A 16967-nucleotide genomic window follows, 5' to 3' on the forward strand; every position below is an offset into this window, starting at 1 on the left:
CGCGAATTGCCCCGGCCATGAGTGCCAAAGGCATCTATATGACGTTCTCCATTGCCGCCTTACGTTCTTGACTGGTTTCCATGAAAAGGGAGCGATATCAATTTTATTTCCCCACCTTGGAATCAATATTTATATTGCAAAAAAGCCAATAAACCCCCTTAAATAAAACAGAAAAAATAACCATTGGCTTTATTTATTTTGTAGATATACTCGGCTAAATACCCTGTATGCCTATGGGCATTTATTTGCTAGCTGAGAAAAATGAACAAGAAACCTGACATTACTATTTCTACCTTGGATTTAGATCGCCTTTATGACTTGATTGAGTCTTTGCCTCACAACAGCGCCTCTGGCCTTGAGTTGTTGGAGGAAGAATTAAATCGAGCCAATGCGCTGCCGCCTGAGCAGATGCCACCCAATGTGGTTACCATGAATTCAACGGTTAAATTTTACGTGGCGTCGACGGATAAAGAACTCGAACTGACCTTAGTGTATCCAAAAGATATGGACACCAGCGGTAAAAAAATATCTATTCTTGCGCCGGCAGGCAGTGCCTTAATTGGTTTGGCCGTGGGCGATGAAATTGAGTGGCCTAAGCCCAGTGGCGGCACCCTTAAAGTGAAAATTACCGAGGTGCTGTATCAGCCCGAGCGCGCTGGCGACTTCGTTTCATAAAGTAAACCAAATTTGGCTTAAAGGGGAAATACCGGGCTTGGCTATTTCCCCCATAATTATTTGGACCCTAACTAGGGCATTGCCCACTTGCCTTTGGTTGCGCAATCTACACTTTTGTGCGCCGCTGCTGCGCCTCCACCAGCATTAATTCGGCCTTGGCACCGAGGTAAACATAAATCCCCAAGCCGATTAATAAGCCGATAACACTGAGCATCATCAATAACGCGGGAATGGTAAATTCGCCTTTCCCTAACGAGGCTTTAAACATGGTGAGCAATGCCTCGATGGACACGGCTATCAATATCGTCGAGATAAACCGGGTAATGGTGCGTCGGGTTGAACTATGTCGGAAGATATCCTTATGCATTAAGATTTCTTCTTCTAAAATGGTTTTGCCAAGGTCAAATATCGACAGGGCTAAGGTGATAAAAATAATAATTCCGAACGGCCTTAGCGGATCGCTCACATTATTAAGGTTGGCCAGTAAATCTACTATGTCTAGGCCAACGTTATAAACCAAGACTAAAACCAGGGTAAATAGGCTCACCACAATCACACTGTATCCGACTTTAAATGCGCCACTGAAGCGGCCACGGGAGCGATCCCCCATGATATATTCAATAAGCTTAACCAGGTTAACATCGACAACTGCGTAACCTTGCTTATGCTCTGCCAGGGTGCAACTTGTTAATACAGAGACACACAAATTACCCGATGCCAAAGAGATATAGGGCTCGGTCATCACTACGGCGGATTGATTGTCCGCAATGGCAATAAAATAAGGCCTGCTGGCACGATTGACGCCCCTGCCCGGGGCAATATGGCCATCGGCTTGAATATTAGCACTGAGCTGCATGCCTTGGGCATTTAGCACATACACCAGCTCGGCAAAACCATAACACCGGCATACCTGTGCCACCGCTTTATTCACATTACCCGGCCAATCGCTCTGGGCAACCAGCGAATGTATTAGTGATTCCAATAAGGGCACCAGATCGACGTAATGTTCTCGATATCGCTCGATCGCGCTTAAGTAACTCATCGCCATACTCAATCCTCGCTGCAATTGCTTACAATTTCTGCACGCAGGTTTGATGCCACATTAAATTAAGCCGGCATATCATATAATTACGTATTAAAACCCTGTTTATTTGGACTCTGGATGTACTAAAACGGGGCGAAATCACTAAGTCCGTGCCCTGCTTCGGTGCGAGCTGTAAAAAACATTCATTCTCTATTTAAGTTCTTGTTCTATAATGAACCCATTACTTAAACATAAAGGGAAATGTAAATGAAACAGCTAGTTGCCGTAATCACCTTAATCGCCAGCGCCTTAGTACTGAGTGCCTGTGAAGATGCTAAAACCAGCAGCGAAAAAGCCAAAGAAAGTGCCACAGAGGCCAAAGAGGAAGTGGTAGCCGCCTGGGACAGCGCCGTTGATGAAGTAAAAGAAGCCGCCAACAACTTGCAAGAAGAGTCCTTCTCTGAAAAAGTTGATGAATTGATGGCTGAAACCAAGGCCCTTGCCTCAGCGGCCAGCGATGAAGGCAAAACTCAGTTCAGCCAGCTAATGGCCGACTCAAAAGAGTTAGCACAAAAAGCCTGGGATGAGTCAAAAGAAGGTGCCGGCGAGCTATCGGATGAAACCAAAAACCAGATTGATGCGCTGATTGAGAAAATCCGCGAAACACGTGAAGAGCTTGAAGCGAATCAATAAGCGTTAACGACTCAATTGTGATGTTACCAAACCCGACGAAAGTCGGGTTTTTATTTGCCCAAAACTTGGGCTCGCCCTAGCCCAGCTTTTGAATATATTCCAGCGCCGTCATTTTATGATAAGTGACGTTAGGATGGAGAATATGCGTGGGTTCTGGGTCAACTACCTCAATGGGAATGGCTAAACTGCGCGCCACCTCCAGTGCCATCTGGGTAATATTGACACTAAAAGAGGTGCCCATAAACACCATGCGATCCGCCGCCAGCATGCGCCGCTGCGCCTCATCTATGCCATACAGGTCGGTATAAAACTCATCAAACAGCAACACAAAGGGCTTAAATGAGCGATAAAGCATGGGCCCTTGCTCGGGAATGGCAAATATCTCTAACAACGACTGGCTAAGGCGCGACTCATCCACCTGCTCCCAAGGGGCGATATGCTTTTCGACTGGCTCACCCTGTTCATGAAATTCGGTCATTAAATCCAGGCGACCATGAATGGCGATGTAGTCCTGGTTGCCGGCCTTGCCATCGAGGCCATCGATATTTTGGGTGATTAGATTCTTATCCGCCAACCAGTGGTGCACCTCGTTCGGACCATGATCACGATAACTGGCAAATCTGTGGTAATACCAGGCGAGGAATTCATCCGGGCGCGTTTGATACATGTGCCGCGTCGCCATTTCCATGGGCGTATAGTTCTTACTGCCGATGCGCCAGTAACCGTCTTCACCGCGAAAGGTGGGAATACCGCTGGCGGCACTGACGCCGGCCCCGGTGATATAAAGTGTGTTGCTCATAGCTGTGGACAATAGGGAGTCATGCCATTAGCTTGCCCCAAGCGCCGTGGGCGAGCAAGTTTAATTACCCGCCACGCTGATTTGGCCCAGGCCATGGCAAAGCCTACACCTTTACCATGGGCAGATTTACCCGCACCACCAGCCCGCCTTGGGGTTGATTATGCAAACTGATATCGCCATGATGGGCTTCACAAATTTCACGGCACAAGGCCAGACCTAGACCACTGCCGCTGCTTTTGGTGGAATAAAATGGCACCAGGGCGCTGGCCATCACTGTCTCGGTCATGCCCTTGCCCTTATCGCCGACACAAATTAACTGCTGTCCATGGCTTTCCACACTCAGCCACACATCCTCGGCGGCACCACCGGCTTCATGGGCATTTTTTAACAGGTTGATCAGTAACTGCTGAATTTGTGTCTCGTCGCCATAACCGAACTCTGCCAATTCTCCCTTCACCTTAAACTGCCATTGCTGTGATAATCCTTGAATTAACTCGGCCCAGCTAAACTTACTCAATTGTGGCTGCGGCAATTTCGCAAACTTGCCATAGCCTTGCACAAACTCGCTCAGACGGGCGATGCGCTCATCTATGGTGTTAAACACCCGCTCAAGACGCTCATCATCACTGCGCTGGGCGATTAAACGCCCGGAGTGCAACATGGAGGAAATTGGCGCTAAGGAGTTATTCAGCTCATGGCTGATAATACGTATCACCTTCTTCCATACCTGCACCTCCTGACGGGATATTTCCCGAGTCATGGGTTTAAGAATAAAGAGATTATGGGGCTGGTTATTTAATAAAAATTCACCGGTGGCCAGATGCCAGGTTTGCCTTTGTTGCTGCTCCTGCTCTACGCTAAACAGTCCCTCTCCGCCGCGTTGCAGAGCCTCGGCAATGGCCTCGGGCATGCCACTAAAAAGATTCGAGAGCGTTTCCCCTTCCACCTTAGTGCCGGCAAACAGCAAGCCGCGGGCACTGTGATTGGTATACACAATTTGCCCTTTCGAATTCACCAACAGCAAAGCCTGCGGCGAGTTATGCAAGACCTTGTCGAGCATCAGCTCTCGTTGATAGATCCACTGGCGCTCCTGATGCAGCTTGTTGGCGGTTTCATTGTACAGGGCGCATAAATCCCCCAGCTCATTATTGCCCTGATAGGCCAAGGTGGTGGAGAAATCCCCGTCTTTAAAATTTAACAGCCCCGACTCAACCGCCTGCAAGCCTTTGGCAACGGGCGATACCACCAGGGTTACAAAGAGCGCCTGAACTACACCCAAAGCCAGGGCCAGAACCAGCCCCTGCATAAGGTTAAATACGTCAAATAAGACGCCGATGGTGACAAGCAGGCAGATAAACAGGCTCATCCACAGACTGAGCTGCCAGATAAGTCGACCCGCCCCTTTGGGAAATATAATCATCAGTAATCGATACCAAACTTTTGCATGCGTCGATACAAGGCCTGACGCGATAAACCAAACTCCCGAGCGACCTTAGCGACGACCCCCTGGTGAGCGCGCATGGCCGCTTCAATTTCGTGCTTTTCCGGCTCATGCTTAACCTGGTGATTATCGCTGACATGATGCAGGGCAAAGTCTTCTACCTGCAACTCGCCTTCGGGTTTGAGCACACCAATGCGCTTACAGGCATTTTCCAACTCGCGCACGTTGCCGGGCCAGCAGTGCTGGCGCAACATGGCTTCGGCGTGGGGGCTTAATTCCCGTCCCGGTAAAAAATGCCCAATGAGGGCGGCAATATCGTCCTTGCGCTGCGCCAAAGGAGGGATGCTGAGTTCGATAACATTAAGACGATAATACAGGTCCTCGCGAAAGCGCCCCTGCTGGATATCACCAAGCAAATCGGCGTTAGTGGCGGAGATCACCCGCACATTCACCTTGCGGGTTTGGGTTGAGCCCACACGTTCAAATTCGCCGGTTTGCAGCACCCGCAACAGCTTCACCTGACCATCGAGCGGCAGGTTGCCAATTTCATCCAAAAACAAGGTGCCACCATCGGCGGCTTCGAAACGACCGATGCGGGTTTGCTTGGCACCGGTGAAGGCCCCCGCTTCGGCTCCAAAGAGCTCGGCCTCAATCAAATCCGCGGGCAAGGCTCCGGCATTAACCTTGATAAAGGGCTTGGCTTTAAGGGGGGAATTACGGTGAACAATCTCGGCGATGCCCTCTTTACCACTGCCATTGGCACCTGTGATAAGCACGGGCACATCCGAGCGCGCCACCTGCAAGGCCATGTCCACCACTCTATGCATGGCGGCACTGGCAAAAACCTGACCGGCCAAATCGGCACCTTCCTGGGCTCGGCTGCGCTCTTGTGCCTGGCGTTTAAAGGTGGCATTTTCACTGGCCGCCTCGCCCAGGGCCACCAGGTTATCTATGGTGGTGAGCAGCTTTTGGTCATCCCAGGGCTTGCTCAGGTAATCCGCAGCTCCGGCCTTAACCAGCTCCACCGCGGTGCTGAGCTCGGTCCAGGCGGTGATAAGGACAATGGGCAAATGCGGGTTAATGTCGCGCAAGTCGTAAAATAATTTTTTGCCTTCCTCACCCGAGGTGGTATCGGCGCTGAAATTCATATCCTGAAGCACCAGCGCGATACGCTGATAGCGCACAATATGTAACGCCTCGGCGGGCGTTTCACAGGTCACGGCATGGTAGTCATGCAGCTCTAGGAGCAGCGACAAGGCGTCTAACACCGCCGGGTTATCGTCAACTATCAGTATTTTTTTCATATTATCCATAAGAGCGCGCCCAAGGGCGCGCTGTATTGTTGTTATTATATTGAGCGCGTGGCAATACTTGGTGCCACTTTGGCAGCGCGCAGTGCGGGTCCCCATGCTGCCACTAGGCTCATTATGAGCATAAATACCGCACTCGCCAATACGAAAGTAAAGGATAAGCTGGGTAAAGAGAAGACTTTCATCAGTTGCTGGCCTAATAAGACCGCCAAGGCAGCGCCAATCACCAGGCCTAAACCGGCAACCAAAAAGTTCTCAATGAGGAAGTAACGAACAATGGCCGACTTCCGAGCCCCGAGCGCGCGGCGCGTACCAATTTGCTTGGTGCGTTTACTGATATTGAATAAGGTAAGACCGAAAATACCCAGAGCAGTCACCAGCACCAATACCACTATCAGGACCACCAGCATGCGCATCACCAGGGTATCGCGGGCCAGATAAGATGCCTTACTTTCATCCAAACCTTCGATGCCGTAAAAAACACGGCGCGATTCGCTTTTTAATAAGAGCTCTTCCACTTTTGCCATCACTTGTGCACGCTTGCCCGGCTCGGTACGTACTAGAAACCCGGTGCGCGGCTGCGACAGGTTGAACGGGAAGATCACCACGTTAGCCGGACGACTGTCATTGAGCCAAGGGCCTTTTATGGTGTCGATAATACCGATAATTTCTACCGCATCTTCGCCCTGATACAGTACCTTGCCAAGGGCCGAACCATCGGGGTACAACTCATCGGCAAAATCCTTGGTAACTATCGTGGTATTGGGCAACTTGCCGTAGTTATCCGCATGCACTACTTCTTCCGGGTAAAAATTACGTCCTTCGATCAGTTTGGCGCCCAAGGTATTGAGCATATGCTCATTGGTGGTAAAGTATGCCGCCCGTACCCCGGTGCCAATTTCGGGATTGGGCACCAAATGCATGCTACTTGAGGAGCCACTGCCCGACAACGGCATCCAGTTGGTCATGGCTGCATCGATAACACCGTCAATGGCGCGCAGGTCACGCTCATCCTGTGCATATTGCTGTACCAGGTTAATACTTGGGTCGAAGGTGCTGACACTCAGGCTGAAAATTGCTTCTTCGTCATAGCCGGTTTCCTGGTTTAGATAGGTCAGGCGATCGCTGATCATAAAGGCGGCATTGCTGACGATAGCCAGGGTGATTGCCACTTGTATCAGCAAGAGCACCGCCCCTATTTTTGAGCGCAGCAGTGCGTTGATCATGGGTTTTAATTCTAACATGGGTCTCTCCTACTGCGTTTTCAGGTAATAAGCGGGGTTGGTACGGCACACCTGCCAGGCCGGCAGCAAGCCCGCCAAGATGCAGGCGACAATGGCAATGATGGGTGCGCTGGCCAGCATCAAAAAGTCCATCTTCGCCAGGGCCGAATAATAGCTGTAGCTTTCTCTGACACCCCATAAACATAGCTGCGCCAGTAAAATGCCCAGCAGGCCACCGAAGAGCCCCAATAGCCCCACCTCAACAAGGTGCTGAAAAAATACCTGGGTTTTACTTGCCCCCAAGGCGCGACGCACGCCCACCTCGGGTGCACGGCGCATAAACTTAGCTAACAGCAGGCCAAGAATATTAGCCAAGCACACGGCCAGGAACATAAAGCTTAACAACACTAAAATTTTATTATCTTCGCTGACCACCTCGTTGTATTCCATCCATTGATTTACATCACGCAGGCTGTATTTAGGCTCTTTGCGGGCAAAGCGACCTATCTTCTGTTGCTCCTGAATATAGCCTTTTAAATACTGCTCATAATTGGCTTTCGCTTCTGGGCTATCGAGCTGCACCCAGTACTGGATCCAGACGACTTCAGAATCGAGCCTTTGCTTAAAGGTGGTCACCATTTCGCGTTTCCAGCCATTGCTGTTACCCCAGGTGCCTATTTCCAGTTCTTTAACCAGTGAGAATGGGTAAAACACCCGCTCGGCACGTCTAAAAGAACCGTTATTCAAATCGTAGTATTTGGTGTGCTCGGTTACCGGCTCAATCACGCCGACCACTTCAAACAAGAACTTGTCGAGAAACACCGTCTTACCCACTGGGTTAGTCTCACCAAAAAGCTCTTCGCTGAGGCTACGCTCTAACACCACCTTGTTAACGGCATTGTCCTCATCACTTTGGCTCCACGGGCCGCCATGGATAAATTGGGCGTTGAACATGGAAAAGAAGTCCCGCCCCGTAGCCCTGGCGTCCATCAATTTAGGCGCATTGCTCTCGTCACCCAGGTGCACGGCAAAGCCGGTGCGCACCATGGCTGCCTGGGCATCACCTTTGGCGTCCGTCATCAGCCTTTGCGCATCTTTAAAGGTCAACTGGTAAGGAATATCATCCTTGGTAAACCAACCCTCGCCTTCGTCCATGGTTTGCAGTTGCAGCGCAAATAGCTGCTCGCTTTTGCTTGGGATGGGGTCGGCGCTCATCATGTGATACACCGACAAGGTGGTCATGGTGATGCCGATACCTATGGCAATGGCTATCACCATTAAGATGCTGACCAGGGGCGTGCGTTTAAACGAACGCCAGCTTAAATCTACGTAGTACCAAAGCATATTAGGCCTCCGCTGCGCGTGCGGCTGCGCGTGCGGCGATGTCACCCGCCGTCTGTTGTTTATTGGGCGCACCCTGATACAAACTGAAGTCGGCCAGTTGACCGTCAACCACCTGAATATTGCGCGGTGCGCGACGAGCAAGCTCAGGATCGTGAGTCACCATGACTATGGTAGCGCCTTCGCGGTTAATTTCTTCTAGGATTTCCATCACTTGGCGGGCCATTAAGCTGTCCAGGTTACCGGTGGGCTCGTCGGCAAGTAAAAAGCGCGGCTCACCCGCCAGGGCCCGGGCGATGGCCACCCGCTGCTGCTGACCGCCGGAAAGCTGCTGCGGCAGGTGTTTGGCACGGGCGCCCAGGCCTACCAGCTCCAGGCATCGTTCAATACGCTTCCTACGCTCCGCCGATTTAATGCCACGATAGCGCAACGGCACTTCCACGTTCTCATACAGATTCAAGTCGGGAATAAGGTTAAAGCCCTGAAAGATAAAGCCGATTTTTTGGTTACGCAGATCGGCACGCTGATTGTCGTTGAGCTTGCCAACATCGATGCCATCGAGCTCATAAGTGCCGCTTGAGAAGGGCTCCAGCATGCCGGCAATGTTTAAAAAGGTGGTTTTACCGCTGCCGCTTGGGCCGGTGACGGCGATAAACTCGCCCTGCTCCACCTCGAGATTAAAGTCGCGTAGCGCATGGGTCTGCACCATTTCCGTTTGGTATACCTTGTTGATGTTATTCATTTTAATCATTGTATTCTTCCTCTGATGTTGAGCTGGAGTTAGCGCAGTAAAACGCGCTCGGCCTGCTTAAATGAGTCATAGTTTGATACCACCAGGGTATCGCCTTCGGCGACGCCGGCGGTGAGCTCCACATTGGCTACGCTGGTCGCTCCGGTTTGAATTTGAATGCGCTCGGCAACATCGCCATTGACGCGATAAGCTATCAAGCCGCCCTCGTTCATAAAGGCCCCGCGGCGCACCATCAATACGTTTTCTCTGTTTTCTAATAGGATGCGTGCCGATAAGCGCTGATTCTGACGAATTTTGTCAAATTGCGATTGATCGAAGCGCACCCGGGCACTGACTTGGCGTTCTTTCACTTCCGGCGAGATGGACGACAAGATGCCGACCACACGGTTGTCGGCAATTTTAAGCTCAACCTCCAGGCCCAGCCCCAGTTCATTGGCATAGCTTTCCGGCACCTGCAGCTCGGCTTCGAAAGCGCTCAGGTCAACGAGTGTCATCAGTGCCTCACTTGGCGACACCGCTGCCTGCTGTTGGACCAGCCAGTTACCTACCACCCCGGCAACGGGGGCAACTATCTGCAACTCGTTAACACGGCGGTTTAGTTCATCCACCACCAGTTGTTGGCGCGTCACATCCCCCTGCGCCGATTTAAGCTCGAATGCCAGGGTGTCTTTACCGATTTCGACTTCTTGTTGAGCGTGTTTGTAGGCCAACTTAGCACGCGCCAGGTCGTCCTGAGCCTGCTCCATGTCGATTTGGCTGATAAGATTATCCTTAATAGATAACAGCGCCCGACGGTGCTCACGCTCCGCGGCATTCAGGGTGACCGTGGCCATGTCTAAGGTTTGAGCCAGCGCCAACTTGTCGCGACGGATCTGCAATTCCTTGCGTGACAGCTCATCGCTCAGGCGCTGCAGCTCTGATTCTTGTTGTTTAAGTTCGTTAGTCAGTTCCGGGCTGTGCACCTTAGCTATGGTTTGGTTCTTTGCCACTTCATCGCCTGGGTTGACCAGTAGCTGCACATAACCCTTGGACGGGCTGTAGATTTGCGGCGCATTGGCGGCCACAATAAACCCTGTGGTGGCGATATCGCGAACCAGGTCGCCACGGACCACGGCTGCAGTTTTCACCGCGTCTCGATTCAGTGATAGCTCGGTGCCGCCATTGCTGGCGCTCAAGCTGTAAGCGGCCAAGGCCGCAACCAAGGCGACACTCGCCGCTCCAAGCCAATATTTGCGGTAACTTTTTGTGGCCGCTAGTTGAATATCTTGTCCCTGAGTATCGCGGATCATAGTAACGCCTCACCTTGGTTAGTGAGGTATGACGTTTTTACTAAACCGATAATAAATGCCGCCACTAGCATCAACAGTGGCGAGGTAAAAAAGACTAAGGTAGAGATCAACATGCTGCTATCCGTATGTTTTCTAATTGGTTTATTAGTTACGAAAAGCATGCCAATATGATAAAAAACTTATCTACTTGTTTTTATTGAATTTTAATTTTAACTGATGGAGTTTGGCGTTTGTCCGCGGACATTAAAAGTGTCCGCAGCGGACACTTTTTTAGTGAAGGTATGTGCCGACCTGCAGGTCGATGCTGTGTAGTTTGTAGGTCGGTGCTGTGCGCCGACAGGGTGATATTAATTGAGAATTTTGTCGGGATAAAATCCCGACCTACAAGGCAATGTGCTCCTGCATTGCTAATTGTCGGCCTAAAATCCCGACCTACAAGGTTTAATCGTCCTCGATATTATCCATGCCCTTGGTGCCATCCTTCGCCTTGAGTTCATGATGGATAGCGGATTTGATCAGCATATAGCCGGTGATAGGCGCGGTGATCAATAAGAAGATGGAGATCAGAATTTCTTTGATATTAATCACCCCATTTTCTACGCTGAAGAACACGTTGGCGGCTATTAGCAGCAAGGCCATACCTAAGGTGGTGGCCTTAGTCGGCCCATGCAGGCGCATAAAAAAGTCCGGCATTTTCACCAAACCAATGGAGCCGATTAAGATAAAAAGTCCGCCGGCTATTAATAATGCCGAAATTAGCCATTCAGTCATAGCCGCTCCTATTCAATAATATCGCCGCGCAGCAGGTACTTACAGACCGCCACCGTGCTGACAAAACCCAACATGGCAATAAGCAACGCCGCCTCAAAATAAATCTGCGTTTGCATGCCGATACCATAGAGAATGATAAGGGCTATGGTGTTGATATACATGGTATCCAAGGCCAAAATTCTGTCGGGCACCGAAGGGCCGACTATCAAGCGCCAAAGATTAAGCATCAAAGAGATGCCGATCATGGCAAAGACCATCAGTAATACATTTTCTAGCATTGGAAAATCTCCTTAAGAGGCGCTTCGTAGCGACGCTTAATGGTATCTATCAGGGCCTGCTCATCATCCAGATCCAGCACATGAATAAGTAAAAAGCGCTGCGTCGGCACCTCGCCCTTGGGTAAGGACTCAGGAATGGGATACACCTCGGCACTAACGGTACCCGGCGTAAGCGACACTGTGCTGGCCAAGATGGTAATGGGCAACTCATGCTGTAAGTCCAGGGGCACCTTGATAAACCCCGGGCGCAAACGCTTGGTCGGAGCCAAGATCTTAAAGGCCACTTCGACATTAGCGGTAATGATGTCCCAAAGTACGATAAACACCTGCTTGGTTGCCAAACCCGGACGTAAAATCAGCGGCTGAGCGGTGCGAAACGGCGCTATCACCAAGGGAATGGCTATGGCCAGTACGGCGCCAAGGATCAGGTGACCGGCGGAAACGCTGTTGTTTAACAGCAACCACACGATAAATAATAAAACACTGCGAAATGGCGTTGGCAACCACTTATAACGAGCATGTAAGCGCATCTTATTGCTCCTTAGCCAAGGCAAATACTGTGTCTATGGCCACCTGAGAATTATGCAGTATGGCCGCTGCTTGGTTGCTTATCTCACTCAGCGGTGCGGCAAACACAGTCATCATTAGCGGCACCGTAAGAATCAGCACCAGAGCCCAGGTGCGACGTTTACCGGCATAGACGTTATCTTCAAACTGCTCATCCTGATTGGGATGATCGTGCCAGAACAAACTGGTACCGGCGCGCGACAGCGCCACCAAGGTGGCTAAACTGGCAAGCAGATAAATAGGCCAAAATACCCAGGCCACCTCGGCGCCAAAAGAAGCATCAAGCAACCACAGCTTGGCGACAAAGCCGGATAAGGGCGGTAGACCGGCCAGGGCGATGGCGGCAACCACAAAGCAGATTCCTAACAATTTGGGCTGAGCCACACCTCGGCTATTAACCAGGCGGTCCTGCACCTTGCCCCGCTGCAGGGCTATCATATCGGCAACCAGGAACATGGCGGCGCAGGCTATGGTCGAATGAATCATATAATAGATGGCCACCGCCGTGGCCTGCTCTTCATTAAGCGCCACCATGGCTATCAGGGTACCGACAGAAACAATCACCAGGTTGGCACTAAGACGGCGCAAGTCTTCCGCCGCCAGCACGCCCACCGCACCCACGACCAAGGTCACCAGGGCCAGTGGCCACAACCAGGTGCTGGCGATGCCGCTTAGCTCCCCCGCCTGCTCGCCGAAGATCATGGTGAAGACGCGCATTATGGCGTACACCCCAACCTTGGTCATGATCGCAAATTGTGCGGCAATTACCGGCATGGCGCGGCCATAGGTGGCCGGCAGCCATAAATGCAAGGGCAGCAAGGCCGCCTTAAGGGCAAAGACGATAAGCAGGAGAAGGCCGCCAATCTTGGCAAGATAAATATCATCGCCTTGCAACAGCGCTACCTTCACTGCCATATCGGCCATATTCAAGGTACCCAGCACGCCGTACAACACGCCCAGGGCTATCAAGAAAATGCTCGAGCCAACCAGGTTTAAAATCACATAATGCAGCGCCGCCTTGGTGGTGTGCTTGTCTTTTTTATGCATCAGCAAGGCGTACGAGGCGATCAATAAGACCTCGAAAAATACAAACAGGTTAAACAGGTCACCAGTTAAAAAGGCACCATTAACGCCCATCAGCAGGAAATGCGCCAAAGGATGAAAGAAACTCCCTGCCTTATCGTCGCCACGACTGGCATACACTATGGTCACCAAAGACAAAAAGCTGGTGAGGATACACAGGGCCACCGCCAGCGGGTCCGCATACAAGACGATACCAAAGGGCGGCTGCCATTCACCTATGGCGTAGACCAGGGGACCACTGCCCAAGATAGTAGTTAATAGCAAGGTCGACGCCACCAGGGTAAATAAGGCCATAAAGCTGGCCACCCAACGTCTTAATACCAGGTTTTTGCCACACGGCGGCAACAACAGAATAATGCCCGCCAACAGCGGCAACAATACGGGTAAGGTGATCAAATGCTGCATCTATTTCGACCCCTTAGTGGCGCGGCTTGCGCGCGGTTGACCGTCCACATGGTCGTTACCCAAATCGGCACGGCCACGAATGGCTAGGATCACCACAAAGGCGGTCATCGCAAAGCCGATTACGATGGCGGTTAACACCAAGGCCTGCGGCAGTGGATCTGCATAACTGGCCGACTGCCCTAGCACCGGCGCCTGGTTTATTTTTAATCGGCCCGACGAAAACAGAAATAGATTGACCGCATAAGAGAGCATGGTCAGCCCCAGCACCACGGGAAAAGTACGGGCGCGCAAAATCAGATAAATGCCGCAGGCCACTAACAGACCTACACAACTTGCATATAAGAGTTCCATTAGAGATTAACCTTTTCTTTCGGGGTTTCTGCCGTCAATTTACCAAGACTGGCAAGGATCATTAATGTTGCGCCTACCACGGTTAAATACACACCTAAATCAAATATCATGGCGCTGGCCAATTCGGTTTTGCCCACCAAGGGGATATCGAAATAATCAAACCAGCTGGTTAAGAAGTTACGGCCAAACAGCCAGCTACCCAGGCCGCTCAAGGTGGCGATAGCCAAGCCCGAAGCAATCACCTTGCGGTAGTTAATATCCATGCGGGCACGGATCCAATTAGAGCCATTGGCCATGTATTGCAAAATAAAGGCAATGGAGGTCACCAGGCCGGCAATAAATCCACCGCCAGGCAGGTTATGGCCGCGCAGGAAGATATACACGGACACCATGATCGCCAGCGGCAGCAAACTTTGTGAAATGCTTGCAAGCAGCAGCGGGTGACGTTCGCGCGCCCAAGGACGCCCTTCACTGTCAGAAGATGGCATAAATAACGGCAGATTCAGCAGCAGCTTGTAAATACCCAATGCCGCTATGCCCAGCACAGTGATTTCACCCAGGGTATCGAAACCACGGAAGTCCACCAGGATCACGTTAACCACGTTTGTGCCGCCACCGCCGGTTTTGGCGTTGCCGATAAAGAACTGCGAAATACTCTCCTGCGGACGCGTCAACAGCGCATAACAGATACTGCCAACGACAATACCTATGGCACTACTGATGCCTAAATCGCGCAAGATGCGAAGTGAGCTCGACTCCTTAGGGGTGCGCTGCGGCAAGAAAAAGAGCGCCAGCATCAGTAACATCACTGTTACTACTTCCACGGTGAGCTGGGTCAAGGCCAAATCCGGCGCCGAGAAACGGGTAAAGACCACTGAGGTCATCAAGCCCACCACGGAAACCAGGATCAGGGCTATCATCCGCGAGCGATGCCACACCAGGGTAGCCAGAGTGCCTATCATCAGCAGCGCCGCACCAATGGCATTATGGGCATCAATCTCACTCAGCCCGGTTGCCCCGGCCAGGGTATGCATTTCAAACAGGGGCAAGCCCGCCACTACCAAGGTAGAGAGCAAAAGAATAAAGATATAACGCTGCAAGGAGCCATTTTCTATGCGCAGGATTTGCTCCCGTGACCACACCACCACCTTGTGAATGCTGGCATCGAAGGCTTTTTTGGCGCTCACATTTGGTAAAGAGGCCTGGAACTGGAACAGGTATTTACGCTGTGAATAAATAAACAGACCGCCGGCCACCGCCACCCCACTCATCAATAGCGGCAGGTTAAAGCCGTGCCAGATGGCCAGATGATAATCAGGTGCCTCGGCACCAAGCACAGCATGAGAGGCCGCGGTTAGTAGCGGATCCACCACAAATGCCGGGAATAAACCAACCAAGACACACAGGGCCACCAAAATTTCGATGGGCACACGCATATAGCGCGGCGCCTCATGAGGCTGCTTGGGCAGATCCTTTGGTTCACCATTGAAGAATACATCATGGATAAAGCGTGCCGAATAGGCCACCGACAAGGCACCGGCCACGGTCGCCAGCACTGGAATTAACCAGGACATGGAGCCAAGCATCTGCTGGTGCAGGGTCTCGGCAAAAAACATTTCTTTCGATAAGAAGCCGTTCAGTAGCGGTACCCCGGCCATGGATGCCGCCGCCACCATGGCCAAGGTCGCCGTATAGGGCATATAGCGCCACATACCGTTAAGCTTGCGCATATCCCGGGTGCCGGTTTCATGGTCGATAATACCCGTGGCCATAAACAAGGAGGCCTTAAAAGTGGCATGGTTAATAATATGGAAAATCGCCGCCACGGTTGCCAACTGAGTATCCAAACCCAATAGCAAGGTGATCAAACCTAAGTGACTGATGGTTGAATAGGCCAACAAGCCCTTTAGGTCGTGCTTAAACAAGGCAATGTAAGCGCCCACCAACAAGGTGGTTAAGCCGGTGACACCAACGATAATAAACCACAGCTCGGTGCCCGCTAAGGCAGGATAGAAACGTGCCAGCAGGAAGATGCCGGCTTTAACCATGGTCGCCGAATGCAGATAAGCACTGACCGGGGTCGGTGCCGACATGGCATGAGGCAGCCAGAAATGAAACGGAAACTGCGCCGACTTGGTAAAAGCGCCCAGTAAAATCAGTACCAAAATAAGCGGATACCACTTAGAGCTTTTTACCAGCTCGCCGCTTTGCAATATCACATCCAGCTCATAGCTGCCCACCAGTTGCCCCAACAGCACAAGGCCTGCCAGCAAAGCCAGACCACCGGCACCGGTAATGGCCAGCGCCATACGTGCGCCCTTACGCGCCTCGGGGTTATACCACCAATAGCTGATCAATAAGAAAGAGCTAACACTGGTGAGCTCCCAAAAGAACCACATTTGAATAATGTTGTTTGCCGTCACTATGCCGAGCATGGCGGTCATAAACAGCATTAAATAAGCGTAAAGCTTGGGCATGGAGTCGTTGGCGCTCAAATAATAGCGCGCATAAAGAATGATCAGCAGGCCAATTCCCAAGATCAGGATACAAAACAACAGGCTTAAACCGTCTAAGCGAAAGGATAAATTCACCCCTAATTCAGGTATCCAAGGTAGGCTGGCGTAGAGTGTTTCGCCGGCCAATACCTGCGGTGCCATGCTGAGCACCAGACCAGGCAGATTAAAGGCATAATTGCGGTCACGGCGGCGCTTTGATTGCGCGATAGTTTGCCGGTAAAGCTCGCAAGTAAACTGCCTAACAAGGATAACAAGGGTATCCACAGCAATGTCATAGTTTAAAAACCTTTACTTTTGTTACCAAAAACCTTGGTAAAACTGTTATTTTTGACCCCACAAGGGCGGGCGCTTGGGACACCGAAAGCGTCAATACTAAGATTAGTTCAGCGCCAAATAAATATTGATAATTAATCAGTTATACTGGGCAGCCCTGCCTTTGTCTAGACTCGC

The 16967-nt window shown here is 51.2% G+C and carries 15 protein-coding genes and 1 pseudogene; 2 read left to right on the top strand and 14 right to left on the bottom strand.

Annotation, left to right across the window (positions count from 1 at the left end):
* Positions 1 to 261: 261 nt before the first annotated feature.
* Positions 262 to 675, top strand: a complete 414-nt coding sequence (rnk, locus tag C2M24_RS00950; RefSeq protein WP_105212998.1) for a nucleoside diphosphate kinase regulator — start codon at positions 262 to 264, stop codon at positions 673 to 675.
* A 106-nt stretch (positions 676 to 781) separates the two neighbouring features.
* On the opposite strand, the gene C2M24_RS00955 is transcribed toward rnk, so the two are convergent.
* Entirely contained in the window at positions 782 to 1717 is a 936-nt protein-coding gene (locus C2M24_RS00955) for a general glycosylation pathway protein (protein WP_442792492.1), read from the bottom strand.
* A gap of 249 nt (positions 1718 to 1966) precedes the next feature.
* Between C2M24_RS00955 and C2M24_RS00960 the strand changes: the two genes are divergently transcribed.
* Positions 1967 to 2392, top strand: coding sequence for a hypothetical protein (locus C2M24_RS00960; protein ID WP_105213000.1), 426 nt, complete (start codon positions 1967 to 1969; stop codon positions 2390 to 2392).
* A 76-nt stretch (positions 2393 to 2468) separates the two neighbouring features.
* Here C2M24_RS00960 and C2M24_RS00965 read toward each other — a convergent pair whose 3' ends face one another.
* The 13 genes and pseudogenes from C2M24_RS00965 to C2M24_RS01025 form a co-directional block, all read right to left on the bottom strand.
* A complete protein-coding gene (locus C2M24_RS00965; protein ID WP_105213001.1) occupies positions 2469 to 3191 on the bottom strand; it encodes an SIR2 family NAD-dependent protein deacylase in 723 nt (240 codons plus the stop codon).
* 103 nt (positions 3192 to 3294) lie between these two features.
* Positions 3295 to 4611 carry a sensor histidine kinase gene (locus tag C2M24_RS00970; protein WP_233999472.1) on the bottom strand — a complete coding sequence of 439 codons (1317 nt, stop codon included), beginning with the start codon at positions 4609 to 4611 and terminating at the stop codon, positions 3295 to 3297.
* The gene (locus C2M24_RS00975) at positions 4611 to 5936 is read right to left on the bottom strand and encodes a sigma-54-dependent transcriptional regulator (RefSeq protein WP_105213141.1); all 1326 of its coding nucleotides are present in this window, start codon (positions 5934 to 5936) and stop codon (positions 4611 to 4613) included. The genes C2M24_RS00970 and C2M24_RS00975 overlap by 1 nt, the downstream gene beginning before the upstream one ends.
* Before the next feature lie 44 nt (positions 5937 to 5980).
* Positions 5981 to 7186: an ABC transporter permease gene (locus C2M24_RS00980; protein WP_105213002.1), complete on the bottom strand. Its 1206-nt coding sequence runs from the start codon at positions 7184 to 7186 to the stop codon at positions 5981 to 5983.
* Between the two features lie 9 nt (positions 7187 to 7195).
* Positions 7196 to 8509 (bottom strand): ABC transporter permease, encoded by a 1314-nt coding sequence (locus C2M24_RS00985; protein ID WP_105213003.1) that lies wholly within the window; start codon positions 8507 to 8509, stop codon positions 7196 to 7198.
* Position 8510: 1 nt separating this feature from the next.
* On the bottom strand, positions 8511 to 9257 hold the full coding sequence (locus tag C2M24_RS00990; protein ID WP_105201073.1) for an ABC transporter ATP-binding protein: 747 nt from the start codon (positions 9255 to 9257) through the stop codon (positions 8511 to 8513).
* Between the two features lie 29 nt (positions 9258 to 9286).
* Positions 9287 to 10546, bottom strand: a complete 1260-nt coding sequence (locus C2M24_RS00995) for an efflux RND transporter periplasmic adaptor subunit (RefSeq protein ID WP_105213004.1) — start codon at positions 10544 to 10546, stop codon at positions 9287 to 9289.
* A gap of 441 nt (positions 10547 to 10987) precedes the next feature.
* Complete coding sequence (locus C2M24_RS01000; protein WP_105213005.1) at positions 10988 to 11317, bottom strand: Na+/H+ antiporter subunit G; 330 nt, start codon at positions 11315 to 11317, stop codon at positions 10988 to 10990.
* Positions 11318 to 11325: 8 nt separating this feature from the next.
* On the bottom strand, positions 11326 to 11595 hold the full coding sequence (locus C2M24_RS01005; protein WP_105201070.1) for a K+/H+ antiporter subunit F: 270 nt from the start codon (positions 11593 to 11595) through the stop codon (positions 11326 to 11328).
* Positions 11589 to 12125: a Na+/H+ antiporter subunit E gene (locus C2M24_RS01010; RefSeq protein ID WP_105201069.1), complete on the bottom strand. Its 537-nt coding sequence runs from the start codon at positions 12123 to 12125 to the stop codon at positions 11589 to 11591. Before C2M24_RS01010 ends, C2M24_RS01005 begins: the two co-directional genes overlap by 7 nt.
* Position 12126: 1 nt before the next feature.
* The gene (locus C2M24_RS01015) at positions 12127 to 13650 is read right to left on the bottom strand and encodes a monovalent cation/H+ antiporter subunit D (protein WP_105213006.1); all 1524 of its coding nucleotides are present in this window, start codon (positions 13648 to 13650) and stop codon (positions 12127 to 12129) included.
* Positions 13651 to 14001, bottom strand: coding sequence for a Na+/H+ antiporter subunit C (locus C2M24_RS01020; protein WP_105190046.1), 351 nt, complete (start codon positions 13999 to 14001; stop codon positions 13651 to 13653).
* Positions 14001 to 16792: pseudogene (locus C2M24_RS01025) on the bottom strand (monovalent cation/H+ antiporter subunit A). Before C2M24_RS01025 ends, C2M24_RS01020 begins: the two are co-directional and overlap by 1 nt.
* Positions 16793 to 16967: the final 175 nt, after the last annotated feature.

The sequence above is a fragment of the Pseudoalteromonas sp. T1lg22 genome, assembly GCF_002964645.1.
In the GTDB taxonomy this organism is placed as follows: domain Bacteria; phylum Pseudomonadota; class Gammaproteobacteria; order Enterobacterales; family Alteromonadaceae; genus Pseudoalteromonas.

Bases quoted from the DNA above. Each gene is read 5' to 3' on its own strand.
- rnk (WP_105212998.1), top strand. From the start codon at position 262: ATGAACAAGAAACCTGACATTACTATTTCTACCTTGGATTTAGATCGC.
- C2M24_RS00955 (WP_442792492.1), bottom strand. From the start codon at position 1,717: ATGAGTTACTTAAGCGCGATCGAGCGATATCGAGAACATTACGTCGAT.
- C2M24_RS00960 (WP_105213000.1), top strand. From the start codon at position 1,967: ATGAAACAGCTAGTTGCCGTAATCACCTTAATCGCCAGCGCCTTAGTA.
- C2M24_RS00965 (WP_105213001.1), bottom strand. From the start codon at position 3,191: ATGAGCAACACACTTTATATCACCGGGGCCGGCGTCAGTGCCGCCAGC.
- C2M24_RS00970 (WP_233999472.1), bottom strand. From the start codon at position 4,611: ATGATTATATTTCCCAAAGGGGCGGGTCGACTTATCTGGCAGCTCAGT.
- C2M24_RS00975 (WP_105213141.1), bottom strand. From the start codon at position 5,936: ATGAAAAAAATACTGATAGTTGACGATAACCCGGCGGTGTTAGACGCC.
- C2M24_RS00980 (WP_105213002.1), bottom strand. From the start codon at position 7,186: ATGTTAGAATTAAAACCCATGATCAACGCACTGCTGCGCTCAAAAATA.
- C2M24_RS00985 (WP_105213003.1), bottom strand. From the start codon at position 8,509: ATGCTTTGGTACTACGTAGATTTAAGCTGGCGTTCGTTTAAACGCACG.
- C2M24_RS00990 (WP_105201073.1), bottom strand. From the start codon at position 9,257: ATGATTAAAATGAATAACATCAACAAGGTATACCAAACGGAAATGGTG.
- C2M24_RS00995 (WP_105213004.1), bottom strand. From the start codon at position 10,546: ATGATCCGCGATACTCAGGGACAAGATATTCAACTAGCGGCCACAAAA.
- C2M24_RS01000 (WP_105213005.1), bottom strand. From the start codon at position 11,317: ATGACTGAATGGCTAATTTCGGCATTATTAATAGCCGGCGGACTTTTT.
- C2M24_RS01005 (WP_105201070.1), bottom strand. From the start codon at position 11,595: ATGCTAGAAAATGTATTACTGATGGTCTTTGCCATGATCGGCATCTCT.
- C2M24_RS01010 (WP_105201069.1), bottom strand. From the start codon at position 12,125: ATGCGCTTACATGCTCGTTATAAGTGGTTGCCAACGCCATTTCGCAGT.
- C2M24_RS01015 (WP_105213006.1), bottom strand. From the start codon at position 13,650: ATGCAGCATTTGATCACCTTACCCGTATTGTTGCCGCTGTTGGCGGGC.
- C2M24_RS01020 (WP_105190046.1), bottom strand. From the start codon at position 14,001: ATGGAACTCTTATATGCAAGTTGTGTAGGTCTGTTAGTGGCCTGCGGC.